Origin of the sequence: Halococcus saccharolyticus DSM 5350, assembly GCF_000336915.1 — an archaeon.
GTDB classification, from domain to species: domain Archaea; phylum Halobacteriota; class Halobacteria; order Halobacteriales; family Halococcaceae; genus Halococcus; species Halococcus saccharolyticus.
Map to the genome: position 1 here is coordinate 136,055 of NZ_AOMD01000033.1, position 18,473 is coordinate 154,527.

The window sequence follows — 18,473 nt, forward strand, 5'->3', positions numbered from 1 at the left end:
ATCATAGTCCTTGCGGGCGATGGCTGCATCCGGCCGTCGACGTCGCCGAGAGAAAGCGACTTAGCCCGTCCCGTGGTACGCGACGACATGAGCGAAGCGCAGACCCAGCGCACCGCGGCGTCGGTGGTCGTGGTCGACTACGGTCTCGGCAATCTCCGGAGCGCGACCCGCGGTCTCGAACGCGCGGGGGCCGCCGTCGAGATCACCGACGACCCCGCCGCATTCGCGGGCGCGGACGGGATCGTGCTGCCGGGCGTGGGCGCGTTCCGTGAGGGCGTCGAGAACGCCGGCCCCTATCGCGAGGCGCTGCTCGACGCCGCCGACGCAGGGACGCCGGTGTTCGGCATCTGTCTCGGGATGCAGATGCTCCTCACCACGAGCGAGGAGGCAGAACGCGCTGGCGAGGGCGACGTCGAGGGGCTCGATCTGATCCCCGGCCGGAACGTCCGCTTTACCGGCGATCGGAAGGTGCCCCACATGGGCTGGAACGAGCTCGCGGTCGAGCGCGACCACCCGCTCGTCGAAGGGGTGGATGGGGAGTACGCCTACTTCGTTCACTCCTACTACGCCGAACCCAACGACGAGAACGCGGTCGTCGCCCGCACGGAGTACGGCGTCGACTTCCCGGCCGTCGTGGCCGACGAGTCCGGCACCGTCTTTGGGACCCAGTTCCACCCCGAGAAAAGTGGCGAGACCGGTCTGCGGATCCTGCGGAACTTCGTCGATCTCTGCGCTGAATAACCTGGCCGCCGGCCAACGCGTCGCTCTTCTGTCCGTTGCGAAAGAACCTTTGTGGGATGCGCGTGCAGACCGTGCAATGGCAAGCAACAGGTCCGTCGTGATCGCTGCCCTGATCGCCAACGGCGCGATCGCGATCCTCAAGTTCGCCGGCTTTCTCCTCACCGGGAGCGCGGCGATGCTCTCGGAGACCTATCACTCGATCTCCGATACGGGTAATCAGATCTTCCTCCTCATCGGTATTCGGTATGGCGGCAAGGAAGCCAGCCGCGAGCACCCGTTCGGCTACGGGAAGGCACAGTTCTTCTACAGCTTCCTCGTGAGCGTCCTCCTCTTCGGGATCGCGGGCTGGGAGAGCGCGAAACACGGCTACAACGCGATCGTCCACCCACACACCGCGGAGATGGGGCAGGCGTCGCTCCCACTGATCGGTTCCTTCCCTGGAATCTGGGTCAACTACGGCGTGCTCATCGCTGCGATCGTCTTCGAGGCCTACGCGCTCAAGAAAGCCAACGACGAGATGACTCGCCAGATCGACGAACACGGCTGGAGCGGATACCGCGAGGCATTTCGGAAAACGAGCGACGTGACCACGCTGACCGCACTGACCGAGGACACGATCGCCATGGCCGGTGCGGGGATCGCGCTGTTCGGGGTGTTCCTCAGTCGATACACCGGCAACCCGCTCTACGACGCGGTGGCCGCACTCCTGATCGGACTCATGCTCATGGGCTTCGCGATCGCGCTCGCGTGGGAGAACAAACGTCTCCTGCTCGGCGAGAGCCTGCCGGCCGACGAGGAACGCAAACTCCGCGAGGTGATCGCCGAATGGGATGGTGTCGAAGAGATCATCGACTTCCGGACCGTCTACTTCGGACCAGAACAGCTCCTCGTGACCGCCGACGTCGCGCTCGACGCGGGCCTCGAAACCGAAGACATCGACGACTACATCTCCGAAATCGAAAACACACTGATGGAAACGCAACCGCAGATCCGGAAGGTCTACATCGAACCCGAGGTCTGACGGCCCCACATTTTGCTACGGTCGTTCGCGTTGCTCACTCCCTCGCAAAATGTGGATCAAAAGCCGTTGTCACCTCCTCCGGAAGAGCGAAGCTCTTCCGTGCTCTCGCTCGCTTCGCTCACGAGAACTTCGGAGGTTCCTCGGCCCGCTCACTGGCCTGCGGCCTCGTTCGCGGTACGATTACTTCATCCCGCCACCGCCCCGCGACCGCCACACACCTCCCCAGCCGACTGCGCTCCTCGTTCGCCTGCGGCTCACTCCGGTGCTCATCCACTAGCAGAGCAAGCTCTGTTGAGCCTGCACTCGCTCGGTTCGTGCAGACCTCGCGCGCCGTTTCGCGGTCGGTACTCGTATTCACTCACACATGACCGCGTGCGCGCCGACCGTAGTGGCCAGACGTGAGAGTGCTGACACGCGACGCCCTCGACCACTTCCGCTGCGCCACACGAACCCTTTTGTCCGAACGCGCCGGAAAACCGGCTACTGTGGCCGCCGACTCGTCTCCCTCGCTGCGATTCTTCCCGTACGAGTCTCCCTACGAGAACCAGACCGCGGCGATCGAACGCATCCACGACGCGCTCGGCGACGAGCGCGACGTCCTCTTCGAGGGAGCCTGTGGCACCGGCAAGACCCTCTCGGCGCTCGTGCCCGCGCTCGAATTCGCCCGCGGGGAGGACAAGACGGTGGTCATCACCACCAACGTCCACCAGCAGATGCGCCAGTTCGTCGCCGACGCCCGCGCGATCAACGACCACGAACCCCTGAAAGCCGCGGTGTTCAAGGGCAAGGCCGCGATGTGTCACATCGACGTCGACTACGAGGAGTGCCAGGTGCTCCGCGATAGCACGAAAGACCTCGTCGACGCCGAGGAGGATCTCGCGGAGCTCGAAGCCCGCGAGGACGACCTCCTCGCGGCGAGCCAGGCGGGCGACGACGACGCAACCGAGGCCCGCAGCGCGGTGATGGACGAACTGGAGAGCGTCGAGAGCGAAGTTGACGATCTCCGCGGGGAATCGATCTGCGAGCACTACTACAACAACCTCACCGCCGACACCGACGCCTTCTACGCGTGGCTCGCGAGCGATGTCAGGACTCCCGAAGAGATCTACGAGTACGCTGAGGGAGAGAATCTCTGCGGGTACGAACTCCTCAAGGAGGGGATGGAAGCGATGGATCTCGTGGTGTGTAACTACCACCACCTGCTCGATCCCACCATCCGCGAGCAGTTCTTCCGGTGGCTCGGCCGCGACCCCGAGGACGTCATCGCCGTGTTCGACGAGGCTCACAACGTCGAGAGCGCGGCGCGCGAGCACGCGACTCGCACCCTGACCGAGACTACACTCGACAGCGCGCTCGCCGAGCTCGACGACGCGGGCGATCCGCGAGCGGACCAGGCGAACAACGTCGTCGGGGCGTTCCGGCGCGCGCTCGTCGCGACCTACGACGAACAGTTGGGATTCGGCGAGCGCGAGCGGATCGACGAGGATTGGGAGGACCTCGCGATCGCCAACCCAGAGGGTCGCGACGACCTCACGCTCGCCTTCCTCGACGCCTACACCGGACAGGGGATCGACGCCGACGTGGAGGCCGGCCTCGCGCTCGGGGCGGCGCTCGACCGGGAGTACGACCGGGCGTACCGCAACGGCGAGACCCAGGTCCGAAAGGAGTGCCAGACCCTCCAAACGCTGCGGTTCGTCGAGTCGTGGCTCGCCGACGGCGGTAAGCGCGCTGGGGGCGCGCGATCCTCGTCGGGCGAGCGAAGCGAGTCCGACGGCACGTCCGGCGGCCGCCATCCCGTGGTCTCGGTGCGCGAGGGGCCGGACGGCGTCTACGGCCGTGCGGAGTCGTTCGCCTCGATCCCGAGCGACGTGACCGAGCCGCTCTTTTCGAGCCTCCACGCGAGCGTGCTGATGAGCGCGACGCTCCGGCCGTTCGAAGTTCTCGAAGACGTGCTCGGTCTCGACGATCCCGAAACGATGGCGTACGGCCTCACCTTCCCCGAGGAACGCCGCCGGACGTTCGCGGTCGACACGCCAGCGCTGTTCGCGAGCGAACGCGACGATCCCGCGGTTCAGGAGTCGGTCGCCGGCACCGTGCGCGACGCGATCCGCTTCACGCCAGGCAACACCCTTCTCTTTTTCCCGAGCTACGCCGAGGCCGAGCGGTATCACGACCGGATCGCTGCCGGAACCGCGGCGACGACGTACCTCGACGAACCGGGCGAGGCGGTCGAGTCGCTCCGCGAGCGGTTCGCGGCGGACGCCGACGGCGCGCTGTTCACTTCGCTGTGGGGCACGCTCACCGAGGGTGTGAGTTTCGACGGTGACGACGCCAATACCGTGCTCGTGGTCGGAGTTCCGTATCCCCATCTCGACGACCGACTCGAAGCTGTCGAGGACGCCTACGACGCCGCGTTCGACGACGCCTCGGGCTGGGAGTACGCCGTCGAGATCCCCACGATCAGGAAGACGCGCCAGGCGCTCGGCCGGGTGCTGCGCTCGCCCGAGGAGATCGGAGTCCGTGCGCTGCTCGATGCGCGCTACACCCAGCGCGGCCACGAGGAGATGGGCAAGTACAGCGTCAGGGACTCCTTCCCGGCCGAGGAGCGCGCCGAACTTGTCGATGTCGCGCCCGGGAAACTCAAATACGCGATGCTGAACTTCTATACCGACCACGACGCCTACGACGGCGACCCGCCGACGCCGTGACTTGGTCCCGGAACCCTCCTCCGTTCTCCTCGATTCCCGCTCAACCCATTCGACAGCGTTAAGTGAGCGTGTAAAGCAGGCTTTACACACCACAGATCATGACAGAAACGCCACCGATCCAGAAGGGACAGCGATACAATCGAATCGTCATCGCCGTGTTCGCGGCAGGTGTCCTGAGCTTCTTCATTGGCATGGCTCTCGACCAGTACTTTGTGGGACTCGTCGTGTACTCGGTCGCGGGCTTATCCGGGGTCGCGGCGTTGCTGTATCTGCGGTTCGTGAGCCCGGTCAGACTGGCAGACGAACGCCAACAGCGGCTACACGAACGCGCCAGCGGCGCGCTCGTGACGCTAGTTGCGATGGTCGGTCTCCCGGTGGTGATCGGCCTGTACCTGTTCGACGCAACCAGCTACTACGCCATCTCACCGTTTCTTTGGGGTGCTATCTCTGCAGTCGGTGGACTGTACCTGCTGTGGGGCGGTATCTACACCCTCTTTCGGTACCGCTCGTGAAAAACAACCTTCGAGCGCGGCGAGACCGCACGGATCAGAGTCAGGGCGATCTCGCGGCAGCGGTCGACGTCACCCGCCAGACCATCAACGCTATCGAACGCGAACGCTACGACCCCTCGATCGAACTGGCATTCAAGCTCGCCACCCACTTCGACTGTCGCATCGAGGACCTGTTCGATCCGGAGTTGGACGGGGCGATGCAAGACTCTGAGGGATAAGACGACGCCCGTGCACGAAGGCACGCGGATACGGAAACGCCGCCGATCCAACCGTGCCGCGAGGTCAAGGTTTTTGCCGCCGCCACGCGACCGCGTGGATATGGACTATCAGACACTCGACGCCGGCCGCGAGTTCGTCGCGCGGCTCGATACCGGTGCGGACTGGCGAAGCGAGATCGAGACGCTCGCTGCCGACGCCGGCGTCGACGCGGGGTTTTTCTTCGGGCTCGGCGCAGTTCAGGACGCCGAACTCTACTTCTACGACCAGGACACGAAGGAGTACGACGCGATCGAATTCGACGAACCGCTCGAAGTCGCGGCGTGTGTCGGCAACGTCTCGTGGCTCTCGGGTGATCGGTTTGCCCACACCCACGCGGTCTGCTCGCGCGAGGACGGCTCGACGATCGCGGGCCACCTCAACGCTGGAACGGTGTTCGCCGGCGAGATATACCTCCGCGAGTTCGACGCCCACCTCGAACGCGAGCGCGACGAGACGACCGATCTCGATCTCTGGCCGCTCTAATGCGCGCCGACGACGAACGCTACTTCGAGCGGATCGAATCCCAGCTCGACGAGGCGTTCGCGGTCGCTGAAACCGCACGCGGGAAAGGTGGCGATCCCACTCCCGAGATCGAGATCCCCGTGGCGAAGGACATGGCCGACCGGGTCGAGAACATCCTCGGGATCGAGGGCGTCGCCGACCGCGTCCGCGAACTCGAAGGCGAGATGAGCCGGGAGGAGGCCGCCCTCGAACTCGCCGCGGACTTCGCGGAGGGGCGAGTCGGCGACTACGAGACCGACGCCGGCAAGATCGAGGGCGCGGTCCGAACTGCGGTTGCGCTCCTCACCGAAGGCGTGGTCGCCGCGCCGATCGAAGGGATCGATCGGGTCGATCTCGCCGAGAATCCCGATGGAACCGAGTTCGTCCGGGTGTTTTACGCCGGACCGATCCGCTCGGCCGGTGGGACCGCTCAGGCACTCTCGGTGCTCGTCGCGGACTACACCCGCGCGCTGCTCGGCCTCGCCGAATACGAGGCCCGCGAGGAGGAGGTCGAACGCTACGCCGAGGAGGTCGACCTCTACGACGCCGAAACTGGCCTCCAGTACTCCCCGAAAGACGCCGAGACGAAGTTCATCGCCCGGAACTCGCCGGTGATGCTCGACGGCGAGGCCACCGGCCAGGAGGAGGTCTCGGGCTTTCGCGACCTCGAACGCGTGGGGACGAACAACCCTCGCGGCGGGATGTGTCTCGTGCTCGCCGAGGGGATCGCCCAGAAGGCTCCCAAGATCGAGCGCTACACCACCGATCTCGACGAGGTGGACTGGCCGTGGCTCGACGACCTGATCGCCGGCACCATCGGGAAATCTGCCGGGAACGATGACGACGCTGACGGCTCGGATGCTGACGACGCCGAAGACCAGGCTGACGAAGCTGATGACGGCGACGAAACCGACGACGAATCGGAATCGGCTGCCGACGAGGATTCAGAACCCGACGGCCCGCTTCGGCCCGAGCCCTCGACGAAGTTCCTCCGGGACCTGATCGCCGGCCGGCCGGTGTTCGGCCACCCGAGCGAGGCCGGCGGCTTCCGGCTGCGGTACGGCCGCGCGCGCAATCACGGCTTCGCGACCGCGGGGGTCCATCCCGCGACGATGCATCTCGTCGACGACTTCCTCGCGACCGGCACGCAGTTGAAGACCGAACGACCAGGAAAAGCCGCCGGTGTCGTGCCCGTCGATTCGATCGAGGGGCCCACCGTGAGGCTGGCGAACGGCGACGTCCGCCGGATCGACGATCCCGAGGAAGCCCTCGAACTCAGAAACGGGGTCGAGGCGATCCTCGATCTCGGCGAGTACCTCGTCAATTATGGGGAGTTCGTCGAGAACAACCACCCGCTCGCGCCCGCCTCCTACACCCACGAGTGGTGGATCCAGGAGTTCGACGCGACCGACGCGAACGTCCAGGCGCTCGCGGACTCGACACGGGTCGATCTCGAACACCCCACTCCCGAGGAAGCGATCGAGTGGGCGATCGAGTACGACGCGCCGCTCCATCCCGAGTACACCTACTGCTGGCACGATCTCTCGGTCGAGTCGTTCAAAACGCTTGCCGACGCGGTCGCGGCGGGCGAACTCGTCAAGGGCGAACTGGCGCTCGAACCTGCGCCCGAGGTCCGTGACGCGCTCGAAGCGCTGCTCGTTCCGCACAACCAGGCCGCGGACGCGCTTCGAATCACCGAATTCCGGGCGCTCGTCCGATCGCTCGGGTTCGACGAGAACTGCGATCGGACGTGGGAGCGCCTCTCGACGGAAGCGAGCGCCTGGCCGAACGCGATGAAGGCCGCCCGCGAGGTCGCGCCGTTCGCCCTCCGCGAACGCGCCCCGACCCGGATCGGCGGCCGGATGGGTCGCCCCGAGAAGTCCGAACAGCGCGAGCTCTCGCCCGCGGTCCACACCCTCTTTCCCATCGGCGAGGCCGGCGGCAACCAGCGCGACGTGAGCGCGGCGGCCGAGCACGTCCACGACGACGTCGGGGAGCGCGGTGTCGTTCCCGTCCAGGTCGGTCGGCGCGAGTGCGTCGATTGCGGCGAACGGAGCTACGAGACGCGGTGCCCAGACTGCGGCGGCGTCACCGAGCCGCGCTACGAGTGTCGCGACTGCGAGATCGCGGTCGAACCCGACGAGTCGGGGCGGGCCGAGTGCCCGCGCTGCGGGAGCGAGGCAACCCCGACCGAGTGGCGCACGGTCGACATCCGCGAGGAGTTCCACGACGCGCTCGACGCGGTCGGCGAGCGCGAGAGCGCCTTCGACATGGTGAAAGGCGTGAAGGGGTTGACCTCGAAGCTCAAGACGCCCGAACCGATGGAGAAGGGCGTCCTGCGAGCGAAACACGGCGTTTCGTCGTTTAAGGACGGCACGGTCAGGTACGACATGACCGACCTCCCAGTGACGAGCGTCCGTCCCGCCGAACTCGACGTCTCGGTCGATCAGTTCCGCGAACTCGGCTACCACGAGGACATCGATGGCGACCCGCTCCGCCACGCCGATCAGTTGGTCGAACTCCGGGTTCAGGACATCGTGCTCTCGAACGGCGCGGCCGAGCACCTCCTCCGGACGGCGGATTTCGTCGACGACCTCCTCGACCGGTACTACGGTCTCGATTCGTTCTACGACTTCGACGATCGCGACGACCTCGTGGGCGAACTCGTGTTCGGGATGGCCCCTCACACTTCGGCGGCGGTCGTCGGTCGCGTCGTAGGGTTCACGAGCGCCGCCGTTGGGTACGCACACCCTTATTTTCACGCATCGAAAAGAAGAAATTGCGATGGTGACGAGGATTGTGTAATGCTGTTGATGGATGGGCTGTTGAACTTCTCGAAGGAGTACCTGCCGGACAAACGGGGTGGCCGGATGGACGCTCCGCTGGTGATGTCCTCGCGGATCGATCCCGCCGAGATCGACGACGAGGCCCACAACATGGACGTGGTCGAGCGTTACCCTCGCGAGTTCTACGAGGCGACCCTCGAAATGGCCGAACCAGGCAGCGTGGATATCGAGATCGCCGAGGAAAGTATCGGCACCGACACGGAGTACACTGGATTCCGCCACACTCACGACACCTCGAATCTCGCGCTCGGCCCCTCCTTGTCGGCGTACAAAACGCTGGGCGCGATGACCGAGAAGATGGACGCCCAGCTCGAACTCGCCAGAAAGCTCCGGGCCGTGGACGAGACCGACGTCGCCGAGCGCATCATCGAGTACCACTTTTTGCCCGATCTCATCGGCAACCTCAGAGCCTTCTCCCGTCAGGAGACGCGGTGTCTCGACTGCGGCACCAAGTACCGCCGAATGCCGCTCACCGGCGAGTGCCGCGAGTGTGGCGGCGGCGTGAATCTGACTGTCCACGAGGGCTCGGTGAAGAAGTACATCGACACCGCCACCCGGGTCGCCGAGGAGTACGGCACCCGCGACTACACCAAGCAGCGCCTCGAAGTGCTTGACAAAACTCTCGAAAGCGTGTTCGAGAACGACAAAAACAAACAGAGCGGGATTGCCGATTTCATGTAGACGAACCTTTTTATTTCGGGGGTTCGCGCTCGCTCGTTTCACTCGATCGCGCTCAACCCCTCGCAAAAACGTTCATGAAAAACACCCGCTCGTTCGCCTGCGGCTCACTCGCGGTGTTCTCGTGAGCGACCGCAGGGAGCGAACGAGAGCCAGAGAGACGCGAAGCGTCTCTCGTGAACCGCGCTCGCTGCGCTCGCGTGGATACTATCTCCACCGACCGCAACCCCACCGCAGAAGCCCTCGGCCCGCGCGGCGGGCCTCGCCCTTCATCCGCCAGGAAAGCAGCACTCTCCCGAGCCCTGCGGTCGCTCCGCGATCGCAGGACGCCAGATCCGCACCGCCCCGCGACCGCACCACGACTGCACAGCACCACCGAACCCCTCGACAGTCCGGGATGAACGGCACCCTCCAAGCTCTCGCACAACCAGCGTAAGTGTTTATTACCGTTGCTGTCCAAGACTACGGGTATGAGTGACACAGGCGAGGAGCGCGTCAGAGCGTCTGACGGCCGACGGCTGCGTTTCGAGCAGACGGTGTACGACGAGCACGGCGAGGAGTTGGGCACGATCCGCGGGTTCGATGACGACGGGTTTTACGTGACGGCCGAAGAGGGCATCGTCCCGCTCGAAACCGAACACGCTCGGGGTGCCACGCCAGGCGCGGGCGAGATGGACCTCATGTGGCGGTGCTGGGAGTGCGGCGAGATCGGCAAGATCGCCGACATCCCCGATGAGTGCCCCTCCTGTGGCGCGCCGAAGGAGGACATCTATTACTGGACCGAGGATTAGTCCCACTGAATGGAGATCGTCGTCTTCGGTGCCGGCAGCCTCGGGAGTCTCGTCGGCGGACTGTGCGCCCGCGAGCACCACGTGACCCTCGTCGGCCGCGATCCCCACATCCAGGCAGTCCGCGATTCGGGTCTCCACGTCGGCGGCGCGTTCGATTTCACCGTCCGCCCGGCCGCACGAACCGATCCACCTCCGTCTGCCGATCTCGCGCTGGTGACTGTCAAGGCGTTCGACACCGACGACGCTGCCCGCGCGCTCGTCGACTGCGATCTCGACGCCGTCTGCTCGCTCCAGAACGGTCTCGGCAACGAGGAGCGCCTCGCCACTCGCCTCGACGGCGTCCTCGCGGGAACCTGCACCTACGGCGCGAGGCTCGTCGAACCGGGCCGCGTCGAGTGTACCGGGATCGGCGAGATCGCTCTCGGCGCACCCGATGGCGGTCGCTCGGCGTGCGCCGAACGGGTCGGCCGTGCGCTCCGGAGGGCAGGCGTGGAGACGACCGTCGCCGACGATATGCCCCGACGACTTTGGAAGAAGCTCGCGGTCAACGCGGGCATCAACCCCACGACCGCGCTCGCCCGAGTCGAAAACGGCGCGCTCGCCGACGAGCCACTCCACGGCATCGCCGGCGACGCCGCCCGTGAAACCGCTCGGGTCGCGCGCGAGCAGGGCGTCGATCTCGGGGACGACGAAGCTGTCGCGGCGCTCGATGCGGTCGTCGAGGCCACGGCCGCAAACACCTCCTCGATGCTCCAGGACGTGCGTGCCGGCCGGCGAACGGAGATCGACGCCATCAACGGGGCCGTCGTCGACCGCGCCGACGCGCCGGTACCGGTGAACCGGACGCTCGCCGGGCTGGTCCGAGCGTGGGAAGCTGGCGATCAGTAGTCCCGTTCGCCTTGCTCCCGTCGCTCACTCGATGTAGCCGAGGTCTTCGAGACGTTGTTTCGCGTCGTCGCCCATCCCCGACAGCACCGCGTCGTCTTCGACGTCGGTCCACGCCTCGCGGTCGGCCTCGAATTCTCCTAACGAATTTTCGAGCGCCGCGATCACGGGGTCGTCGGTCTCGCGGACGTTCTCGGTCTCGCCGGGGTCCTCGTCGAGCCGGTAGGCCTCGTCGGCGATCCGCTCGTTGTGGATGTACTTGCCAGCGGGCCGGCGAGCCGCTCGCATCCGGGAGTAAAACCGCGAGTTCTTCGGGAGGTCGATCCCGGCGTCGCTCGCCTTTCCCTCCAGTTGGTTGAGTTCGACCACCGGCTGGTAGTACTCCACGAACGCGTTCGGCTCGTCGCGGAACCCCTCACCGAGCAGCGACCGCTGGGGATCGAGCGAAACGCCCTCGCCCTCCACTCCGGCGTGATCGAGCACAGTATGGTAGAGATCGATGAGTTCCACCTGCTCGTCGTACCGGCCCGCGTCGATATCGGGGTGTTTGACCATGAGGGGGACGTTCACGATCGGATCGTACACGCCGAACTCGTGGCCGTAGAGGTCGTGTTCGCCGTGGAGTTCGCCGTGGTCGGCACAGACTACCACGAGGGTGTCCTCCCACTCACCGTTCGCCCGCATCCACGAGAACAGCCGATCGAGCTGGTCGTCGACGTGGTGAATCTCGGCGTCGTACAGCCTGCGGATCGCCTCCCACTCGTCGTCGCCGATGTCGCGCGCACCGGCGTTGTACTCCTTCGAGTTCTGGCACACGGCAGTCGAATCGACGCCGGGGGCGAACTGCTCTCTGTGCTCGTCGGGCGGGTGGTAGGGGAGATGGGCGTCCATCAGGTTGATGAACGAGAAGTACGGCTCGTCGGTCCCGTCGATGAACTCGATCGTGCGATCGATCACCGCGGGCGTCTTCGAGTCCGCGCCGCCGCCGCTCGCGAGGTGTTCGTGGATCGCGTTGCCGACGCCCACGAGCCAGTCCGCGACCTGCCGGAGGCGCTCGCTGTCGTTCATCGTCTTCCACGCCCGCGCGAGCGGCCCCGAGAGGAACTCGCCGGGCATCACTTCGAAGAAGTTGTCCTGACTATCGAACCCGTCGGTGAGGTGGGTGTAGGGGGTGATCCACGCGTTCGAGGAGTAACACGCGCTCGTGTGGGTCGCCGAGAGTGACTCGGCGAGGGTGGTGGCGTCTTCGAGATACGGGTTCTCCTGAGTCGCCCCGTGGTCGCCGGGATACAGTCCCGTGAACATCGAGGCGTGCACGGGAAGCGTCCACGGCGCTGGTGCGACCGCCTGCTCGAAGACAGCGGCCTCCTCGGCGAACCGTTCGAGCCCGGGCGTCGTCTCGCGGTCGTAGCCATAACAGGAGAGGTGGTCCTTCCGGACCGTGTCCATGACGACGAACAGGACGTTCCGGTTCGACGCGCGATCGCTCATACATACCCGTCGCCGTCCCCGCGCATAAATACACGCCGTTCGCGCGTCGCCGTCGGATGAACGAGAGGGAGGATAGAATAAGAGAGGGACGTTACCACACCGCTGACCCCGCTCGTTCATCCAACCGGAACCGACGTGGCACCCGCAAACACGGGGCTTAACACACCCTGTGGAGTATCCGTAGCCATGTTAGCACAGACGGTCGCGACGACCGAGATCGATCTGCTTATCGTCTTCATGATCGCCGCCGGTGTCGGTATCTTCGTCGCGAAGGTCGGTCGGTTTCCCTACACCATCGCGCTCCTGATCGCGGGCTTTGGGATCTCCGTGATTCAGACCCAGACCGGGGTCGATCTGTTCCCTTTCGAGCTCTCACACGACCTCATTCTGCTGGCGCTCCTGCCGCCGCTCCTCTTTGAGGGGGCGGCGACGACCGAGATCAACTCCTTCCGGGCGAACCTCGCTCCGATCCTCGCGATGGCCGTTCCCGGGCTCGTGGTTTCGGTGCTCGTGCTCGGGTTCCTCGGCCAGTTCGCGTTCGGGTTCCCGCTGTTGATCTCGCTGTTGTTCGCTGCGATGATCCTTCCGACCGACCCGGTGAGCGTGCTCGCGCTGTTCAAGGAACTCGGCGCACCGGAGCGGCTCTCGACGCTGGTCGAGGGCGAGAGCCTGCTGAACGACGGCGTCGGCGTCGTAGTGTTCACCGCGCTGCTCGCGCTCGCCGAGGAAGCCCAGCAGTCCGGCACGCCGGCCGCGGAGCTGTTGACGCCCTCCCGAATCGGGTCGACCGTGCTCGACATCGCGATTTCGAGCGGTGGCGGGCTGGTCGTCGGGCTGGTCACTGGCTACGCGGTCTACCGGGTGATGGCGAACCTGGACGAGCACATGACCGAGATCGTGCTCACGCTCATTCTGACCTACGGAAGCTTTCTGCTCGCCGAACACTACTTCCACGTCTCCGGCGTGATCGCGACGGTGGTCGCGGGGCTACTCATCGGCAACCGTGGCGCGGAGCACGCGATGAGCCCACAGACCAAGCTTTCGGTGTTCAATACGCTCGAAACCGCTGCGTTCATCACCAACACGTTCATTTTCGTCGCGATCGGTGCGACCACGCCGGTCAGAAATCTCGTCGAGTATGCCGGCCCGATTCTGATCGCGATCCCGCTCGTACTGGTCGCACGCGCTGTGGCGGTCTACCCGCTCACCGCGATCGCGAACCAGGTCACCGACCGCGACGTACCCCTGAACTACCAGCACGTGATGCTCTGGGGCGGTCTCCACGGGTCGATCCCGATCGCACTCGCCTTGGGGTTGGATGCGTCCGGTCTCGGGGGGCCGCTGGTGACACAGCTGAAGGCGATGGTGTTCGGGGTCGCCGCGTTCAGTCTCGTCGTCCAGGGGCTCTCGATGGCGGGACTACTCGACCGGCTCGGGATCGTCACGCGGACGGAGGACGAACGGCTCTACGAACTCCTCAGCGGCCGCGAACGGGCGACCGACGCCGCGCTCGAAGCCGCCGAGAATCTCCGCCAGCAGGGCGACATCCCGGGCAACGTCTACGAGGACTTCACCGCTGAGTACGAGGAGGAACAGGAGGATCTCCACCGCGCGATCTCGCAGCTGATGCAGGAAAACCCCGAACTTCGGCGCGAGGAGCTGTTGGTCGGCGAACGCCGACTGCTCCAGCGCGAGAAGAGCGCGATCCAGGACGCGATTCGCGACGGTGTCATCGCCGACGACGTCGGCGACCGGCTGCTCGAAGAGGTCGACCTCAAGCTCGATCGGGTCAACGACGGCGTGAGCACCGTCGACGAGCGCGAGGAGGAGTTCGAGGAGTTCTGGCGCACCCAGGCGAACGAGTTCGGCCTCGACATCGAATCCCGACGCGAGGGTGCGGACGACTGATTCGGACGGGTCGCAACGCTCTATCGTGCCCTAAAAACGAGCGATGGTGAACGGGGAAGCGCTCGCCGTGCTCAGAACGGGGCCTGCGGCCCTTCGTCGTCCTCGCTGCCGCCCTCGCCGGGGAACGATGGACTCATTCCGCCGCCGCCGAAGCCGGCATCGCCCATCCCGCCGCCGTCCATCCCGGTGTTGGCGTGAACCTGTTCGATCTCGGGGATCTCCTTGACCATCCGGCTCTTGATCGCCTGGATCGTCATCGGCGAAATCCCACAGCCCGAGCAGGCACCGCCGAGCGAGACCGTAACCTCGCCGGCCTCGCGGTCGAGGTCCTGGATCGCGGCGCTGCCGCCGTGCATCTGGATCTGCGGGAAGTTCCGGCGCAGGAAGTTCGAGATCTCCTCGCGCAGGTCGTCGTCGCTCCCCTGTGTTTCCGTGCTCATGATCGTGTCTCACGGTACGGCGGCTGTCTTCTTAGGCTTTTGGACTCCCGTCATCGAGTCCGAACACTGCCTCGAGCTCGGTTTCGAGCGTTTCGACGTACTCCGTGAGAACGCGGTCGAGTTTCTCCTCGTCGACCACCACGCCGGTAACGCGCTCGGCGGGATCGTCGGGGAGCTCGATCCTGAACTCCCCGTTTCCGTCGGCTGCACCGTCCTCACTGTCCGCGTCGTAGAACGGCTCGCTCTCGTTCAGCACCTGCTGGTCGATCGCGTGGACGAGATTGGAGTCGTAGCGCTCGCCCATCTGCTCGAAGGCGTTTCGATACGCGGTCTGGAGCTCGGGGAAGTAGTGCTCGTACTTGTCCTCGAACTTTTCGGGACTGAACTCGGTCATGGTCGGTTCGTCGGGCGGGACGGACTAAAGCCAGGCGATCGGTGGGCTGAGTCGCGCTCATGTCCGACGAATCACTCTCCGCGTTCCACAATCGATTTGTGACCCATGGATGAACGATCGGTATGGATCCGCGCGTCCGCGAGCACGCTGACGTCCTCGTCGAACACTGCTGTGACGTGACCGCCGATGACAACGTCCTGATTCACGCCCCGCCGGCGGCCGAGGACCTCGTGGTCGCGCTCTACGAACGCCTCGGCGAGCGCGGCGCGCGACCCGCGCTCCACTGGTCGAGCGGGCGGGCTGGACGGGCGTACGCCCGGGCGATGGACCCCGACGAGTACCGCACCGCCGACCACACGCTCGCCGAGATGGAAGAAACCGATGTCGTATTCATGATCGGCGGATCGCAAAACACCGCCGAAACCAGCGACGTGGCTCCCGAGATGAGCGCCGCACGGGGTCGGGCCCACGAACCGATCTTCAAGGAGCGCCTCGCCAAACAGTGGGTCATCACCCAGCATCCGACGGCTGGCAACGCACAGAAAGCCGAAATGAGCACCGAAGCCTACAACGAGTTCGTCTACCGCGCGGTGAATAAGGACTGGGACGCCCAGCGAGAACACCAAGCACAGATGGTCGAAATCCTCGATCCGGCGAGTGAGGTCCGGATCGTCTCGGGCGAGACCACCGATATCTCGATGTCGATCGACGGGATGGACGCCGCGAACGACGACGGCGAGATGAACATGCCTGGCGGCGAGGTGTTCACCGTCCCGGTACCAGAATCGGTCGCTGGCGAAGTCCGCTTCGACAAGCCGCTCCTTCGGAGCGGACGGGAGATCGAGGACGCCTTCCTCCGGTTCGAAGACGGCGAGGTGGTCGAGCACAGTGCGGAGAAAAATGAGGACCTCCTGACGTCGATCCTCGACACCGACGAGGGTGCGCGCCGGCTGGGCGAACTCGGCATCGGGATGAACCGCGACATCGATCGGTTCACGTACAACATGCTGTTCGACGAGAAGATGGGCGACACCGTCCACATGGCGGTCGGGGACGCCATCGACGAGTGCGTTCCCGACGATGCCGAGAAGAACGAGAGCGCCCAGCACGTCGACATGATCGTGGACACGAGCGAAGATTCGCGAATCGAGATCGATGGCGAGGTGATCCAGCGAAACGGCACGTTCCGGTTCGAGGACGGCTTCGACGCGTAGCTCTGCTTCGATCGGCCTGGCAACATTTGCGTTCCGAAAACGGTTTGCACGGTCCAGTCGGGGTTCGCGTATGGATCCGCGCATCCGTGAGCACGCCCAGCTCGTCGCCGACGCTGTCGACCTCTCGGCGGGCGATGACTTCGTGATCAAATCCGAGCCTCCGGCCGACGATCTCGTTACTGCGCTCTACGAGATCGCCGGCGAGCGGGGTGCGAACCCGCTCGCGATCCGGACCAATCGGAGCGGCCGGGCGATCCGGGCGTATCTCCGGGCGGCCGACGAGGCCGATGTCGAGTTCGAGACGCCGGCCCACCAGCAGGCGCTCATCGAGGACGCCGACTGCCACGCCGTTATTCGCGCTCACCAGAACGTGACCGAACTCGGCGACGTCGCCAGCGAGACCAACGCGGCCTACGAGAGCGCCCACAGCCCGATCCTCGACGAGCGCCTCGGCGACCGCTGGACACTGACCCAGCACCCGACCCCCGCGAACGCCCAGCTCGCCGAGATGAGCACCGAGGCCTACGAGAACTTCGTCTACGACGCCGTTCTGAAGGACTGGGACGAACAGGAGGCGTTCCAGGCACAGATGGTCGAAATCCTCGACCCCGCCGAGGAGGTCCGGATCGTCTCGGGAGAGGGGACTGATGTACGGATGTCGGTCGCGGGCAACCACACCATCAACGACACCAGCTCCAACAACCTCCCCGGCGGCGAGGTGTTCACCGCACCGGTTCCCGACTCCGTCGAGGGCGAGGTTCACTTCGACAAACCGGTCTACCGCCGCGGCAGCGAGATCACCGACGTCCGACTGACGTTCGAGGACGGCGAGGTGGTCGAGCACAGCGCAGAGAAAAACGGGGATCTGCTGACCTCGATCCTCGACACCGACGAGGGCGCGCGCCGGCTGGGCGAGTTGGGAATCGGGATGAATCGCGACATCACGGAGTTCACGTACAACATGCTGTTCGACGAGAAGATGGGCGATACCGTCCACATGGCGGTCGGACGGGCTTACGAGGCGAACGTCGGCGAGGACAACGAACAGAACGAGAGTGCCCAGCACGTCGACATGATCGTGGACATGGGCGAGGACTCCCGGATCGAGGTCGACGGTGACGTGATCCAGCGGAACGGAACCTTCCGCTTCGAGGACGGCTTCGAAGAGTAGCGCCCGTTAGAACTCCTCGACGTGCGGTCGCAGATCGAGTTCGAGCGTCCACGCGCTGCGCTCCTGCTCCACCAAGTGCCAGTAGCTCTCGGCGATGGCGTCGGGATCGAGATACTCCTCCGGACTCCCGACCTCGCGTTCGGGTGGTCGGATCCCACCGTCGATGACGACGTGAGCGACGTGGATGCCCTCCGGACCGAGGTCGCGCGCCATCGACTCCGCCATTCCGCGGACGGCGAACTTGCCGGCCGAGAACGCGAGCGCGCCGTCGTTGCCTCGTACTGAGGAGGTCGCACCGGTGAAGATCACCGTCCCGCCGTCCTCGTCGAGCATGTCCTCGACGGCCTCCTGCGAGCAGAGGAAGCCACCCCGAGCGCCGACCGCGAGCGCCTGGTCGAACTCCTCGGTCGAGAGGTCCTGCAGCCCCTTCCACGCACCGCCGCTGGCGTGGTTCACGAGCACGTCCACGGGCCCGAACGCCTCGCGGACGGTCTCGAACCCCGCTTCGACCGCTTCCGGGTCGGTGATGTCGGTCGGGACCGCGAGCGCGTCGCCAGGCGTTTCGTCGAGTTCGTCAGCGAGGCTCTCGATGAACTCTCCCGAGCGTGCGAACAGTCCCACGTCGCAGCCCTCGGATGCAAATTTCCGGGCGATCGACGCACCGAGACCCGAGCCGACGCCCGCGATGACGACTGTGCGTGTCATGATTGAACTAGCAGGTGTGCCGACAAAACCGTTTGGCGGCTGGCGGTGTTGGTGCGGTGGCGGTGCGGAAGTCACTAGCAACCGTACCGCGAGCGACCGCAGGGAGTGAGCGGGCCGACGACTGACCGAAGGGAAGGAGGAGGCTTTTGGCTCAGATTTTGCCAGCGGAGCGAGCGCTAGCAAGCGGAGCGCAGCAAAAGGTGGACGGG

Annotated in this window: 16 protein-coding genes; 12 read left to right on the plus strand and 4 right to left on the minus strand. The window is 65.4% G+C overall.

Features of this window, described 5'->3' with window-relative positions; genetic code table 11:
- Window positions 1–87: 87 nt before the first annotated feature.
- From hisH to C449_RS16415, 9 genes are all read left to right on the plus strand, one after another.
- A complete protein-coding gene (gene hisH / locus C449_RS16375) occupies window positions 88–741 on the plus strand; it encodes an imidazole glycerol phosphate synthase subunit HisH (protein ID WP_049914388.1) in 654 nt (217 codons plus the stop codon).
- A gap of 76 nt (window positions 742–817) precedes the next feature.
- On the plus strand, window positions 818–1,762 hold the full coding sequence (locus C449_RS16380) for a cation diffusion facilitator family transporter (protein ID WP_006079164.1): 945 nt from the start codon (window positions 818–820) through the stop codon (window positions 1,760–1,762).
- A 485-nt stretch (window positions 1,763–2,247) separates the two neighbouring features.
- On the plus strand, window positions 2,248–4,470 hold the full coding sequence (locus C449_RS16385; protein WP_006079165.1) for an ATP-dependent DNA helicase: 2,223 nt from the start codon (window positions 2,248–2,250) through the stop codon (window positions 4,468–4,470).
- 98 nt (window positions 4,471–4,568) lie between these two features.
- Window positions 4,569–4,982: a hypothetical protein gene (locus tag C449_RS16390; protein WP_006079166.1), complete on the plus strand. Its 414-nt coding sequence runs from the start codon at window positions 4,569–4,571 to the stop codon at window positions 4,980–4,982.
- The gene (locus C449_RS16395) at window positions 4,979–5,200 is read left to right on the plus strand and encodes a helix-turn-helix transcriptional regulator (protein WP_006079167.1); all 222 of its coding nucleotides are present in this window, start codon (window positions 4,979–4,981) and stop codon (window positions 5,198–5,200) included. The genes C449_RS16390 and C449_RS16395 overlap by 4 nt, the downstream gene beginning before the upstream one ends.
- A 100-nt stretch (window positions 5,201–5,300) precedes the next feature.
- Complete coding sequence (locus C449_RS16400; RefSeq protein WP_006079168.1) at window positions 5,301–5,723, plus strand: PPC domain-containing DNA-binding protein; 423 nt, start codon at window positions 5,301–5,303, stop codon at window positions 5,721–5,723.
- Window positions 5,723–9,268, plus strand: coding sequence for a DNA polymerase II large subunit (locus C449_RS16405; protein WP_006079169.1), 3,546 nt, complete (start codon window positions 5,723–5,725; stop codon window positions 9,266–9,268). The genes C449_RS16400 and C449_RS16405 overlap by 1 nt, the downstream gene beginning before the upstream one ends.
- Window positions 9,269–9,735: 467 nt before the next feature.
- Entirely contained in the window at window positions 9,736–10,056 is a 321-nt protein-coding gene (locus C449_RS16410) for a DUF7130 family rubredoxin-like protein (protein ID WP_006079170.1), read from the plus strand.
- 9 nt (window positions 10,057–10,065) lie between these two features.
- Window positions 10,066–10,944 (plus strand): ketopantoate reductase family protein, encoded by an 879-nt coding sequence (locus C449_RS16415; RefSeq protein WP_006079171.1) that lies wholly within the window; start codon window positions 10,066–10,068, stop codon window positions 10,942–10,944.
- Window positions 10,945–10,968: 24 nt separating this feature from the next.
- Here the strand turns inward: C449_RS16415 and C449_RS16420 are convergent, their stop codons facing one another.
- Window positions 10,969–12,432, minus strand: a complete 1,464-nt coding sequence (locus tag C449_RS16420; RefSeq protein ID WP_006079172.1) for a sulfatase — start codon at window positions 12,430–12,432, stop codon at window positions 10,969–10,971.
- Between the two features lie 186 nt (window positions 12,433–12,618).
- On the opposite strand from C449_RS16420, the gene C449_RS16425 reads away from it, so the two are divergent.
- Window positions 12,619–14,340 carry a cation:proton antiporter gene (locus tag C449_RS16425; protein ID WP_006079173.1) on the plus strand — a complete coding sequence of 574 codons (1,722 nt, stop codon included), beginning with the start codon at window positions 12,619–12,621 and terminating at the stop codon, window positions 14,338–14,340.
- 71 nt (window positions 14,341–14,411) lie between these two features.
- On the opposite strand, the gene C449_RS16430 is transcribed toward C449_RS16425, so the two are convergent.
- Both C449_RS16430 and C449_RS16435 read right to left on the minus strand, forming a co-directional pair.
- Window positions 14,412–14,780 carry a NifU family protein gene (locus tag C449_RS16430; RefSeq protein ID WP_006079174.1) on the minus strand — a complete coding sequence of 123 codons (369 nt, stop codon included), beginning with the start codon at window positions 14,778–14,780 and terminating at the stop codon, window positions 14,412–14,414.
- A gap of 31 nt (window positions 14,781–14,811) precedes the next feature.
- Window positions 14,812–15,174, minus strand: coding sequence for a DUF5783 family protein (locus tag C449_RS16435; protein ID WP_006079175.1), 363 nt, complete (start codon window positions 15,172–15,174; stop codon window positions 14,812–14,814).
- 122 nt (window positions 15,175–15,296) lie between these two features.
- Between C449_RS16435 and C449_RS16440 the strand changes: the two genes are divergently transcribed.
- A complete protein-coding gene (locus C449_RS16440) occupies window positions 15,297–16,388 on the plus strand; it encodes an aminopeptidase (protein WP_006079176.1) in 1,092 nt (363 codons plus the stop codon).
- Between the two features lie 70 nt (window positions 16,389–16,458).
- Window positions 16,459–17,559, plus strand: coding sequence for an aminopeptidase (locus C449_RS16445; protein ID WP_006079177.1), 1,101 nt, complete (start codon window positions 16,459–16,461; stop codon window positions 17,557–17,559).
- Window positions 17,560–17,565: 6 nt separating this feature from the next.
- On the opposite strand, the gene C449_RS16450 is transcribed toward C449_RS16445, so the two are convergent.
- A complete protein-coding gene (locus tag C449_RS16450) occupies window positions 17,566–18,264 on the minus strand; it encodes an SDR family NAD(P)-dependent oxidoreductase (protein ID WP_006079178.1) in 699 nt (232 codons plus the stop codon).
- Window positions 18,265–18,473 lie beyond the last annotated feature (209 nt).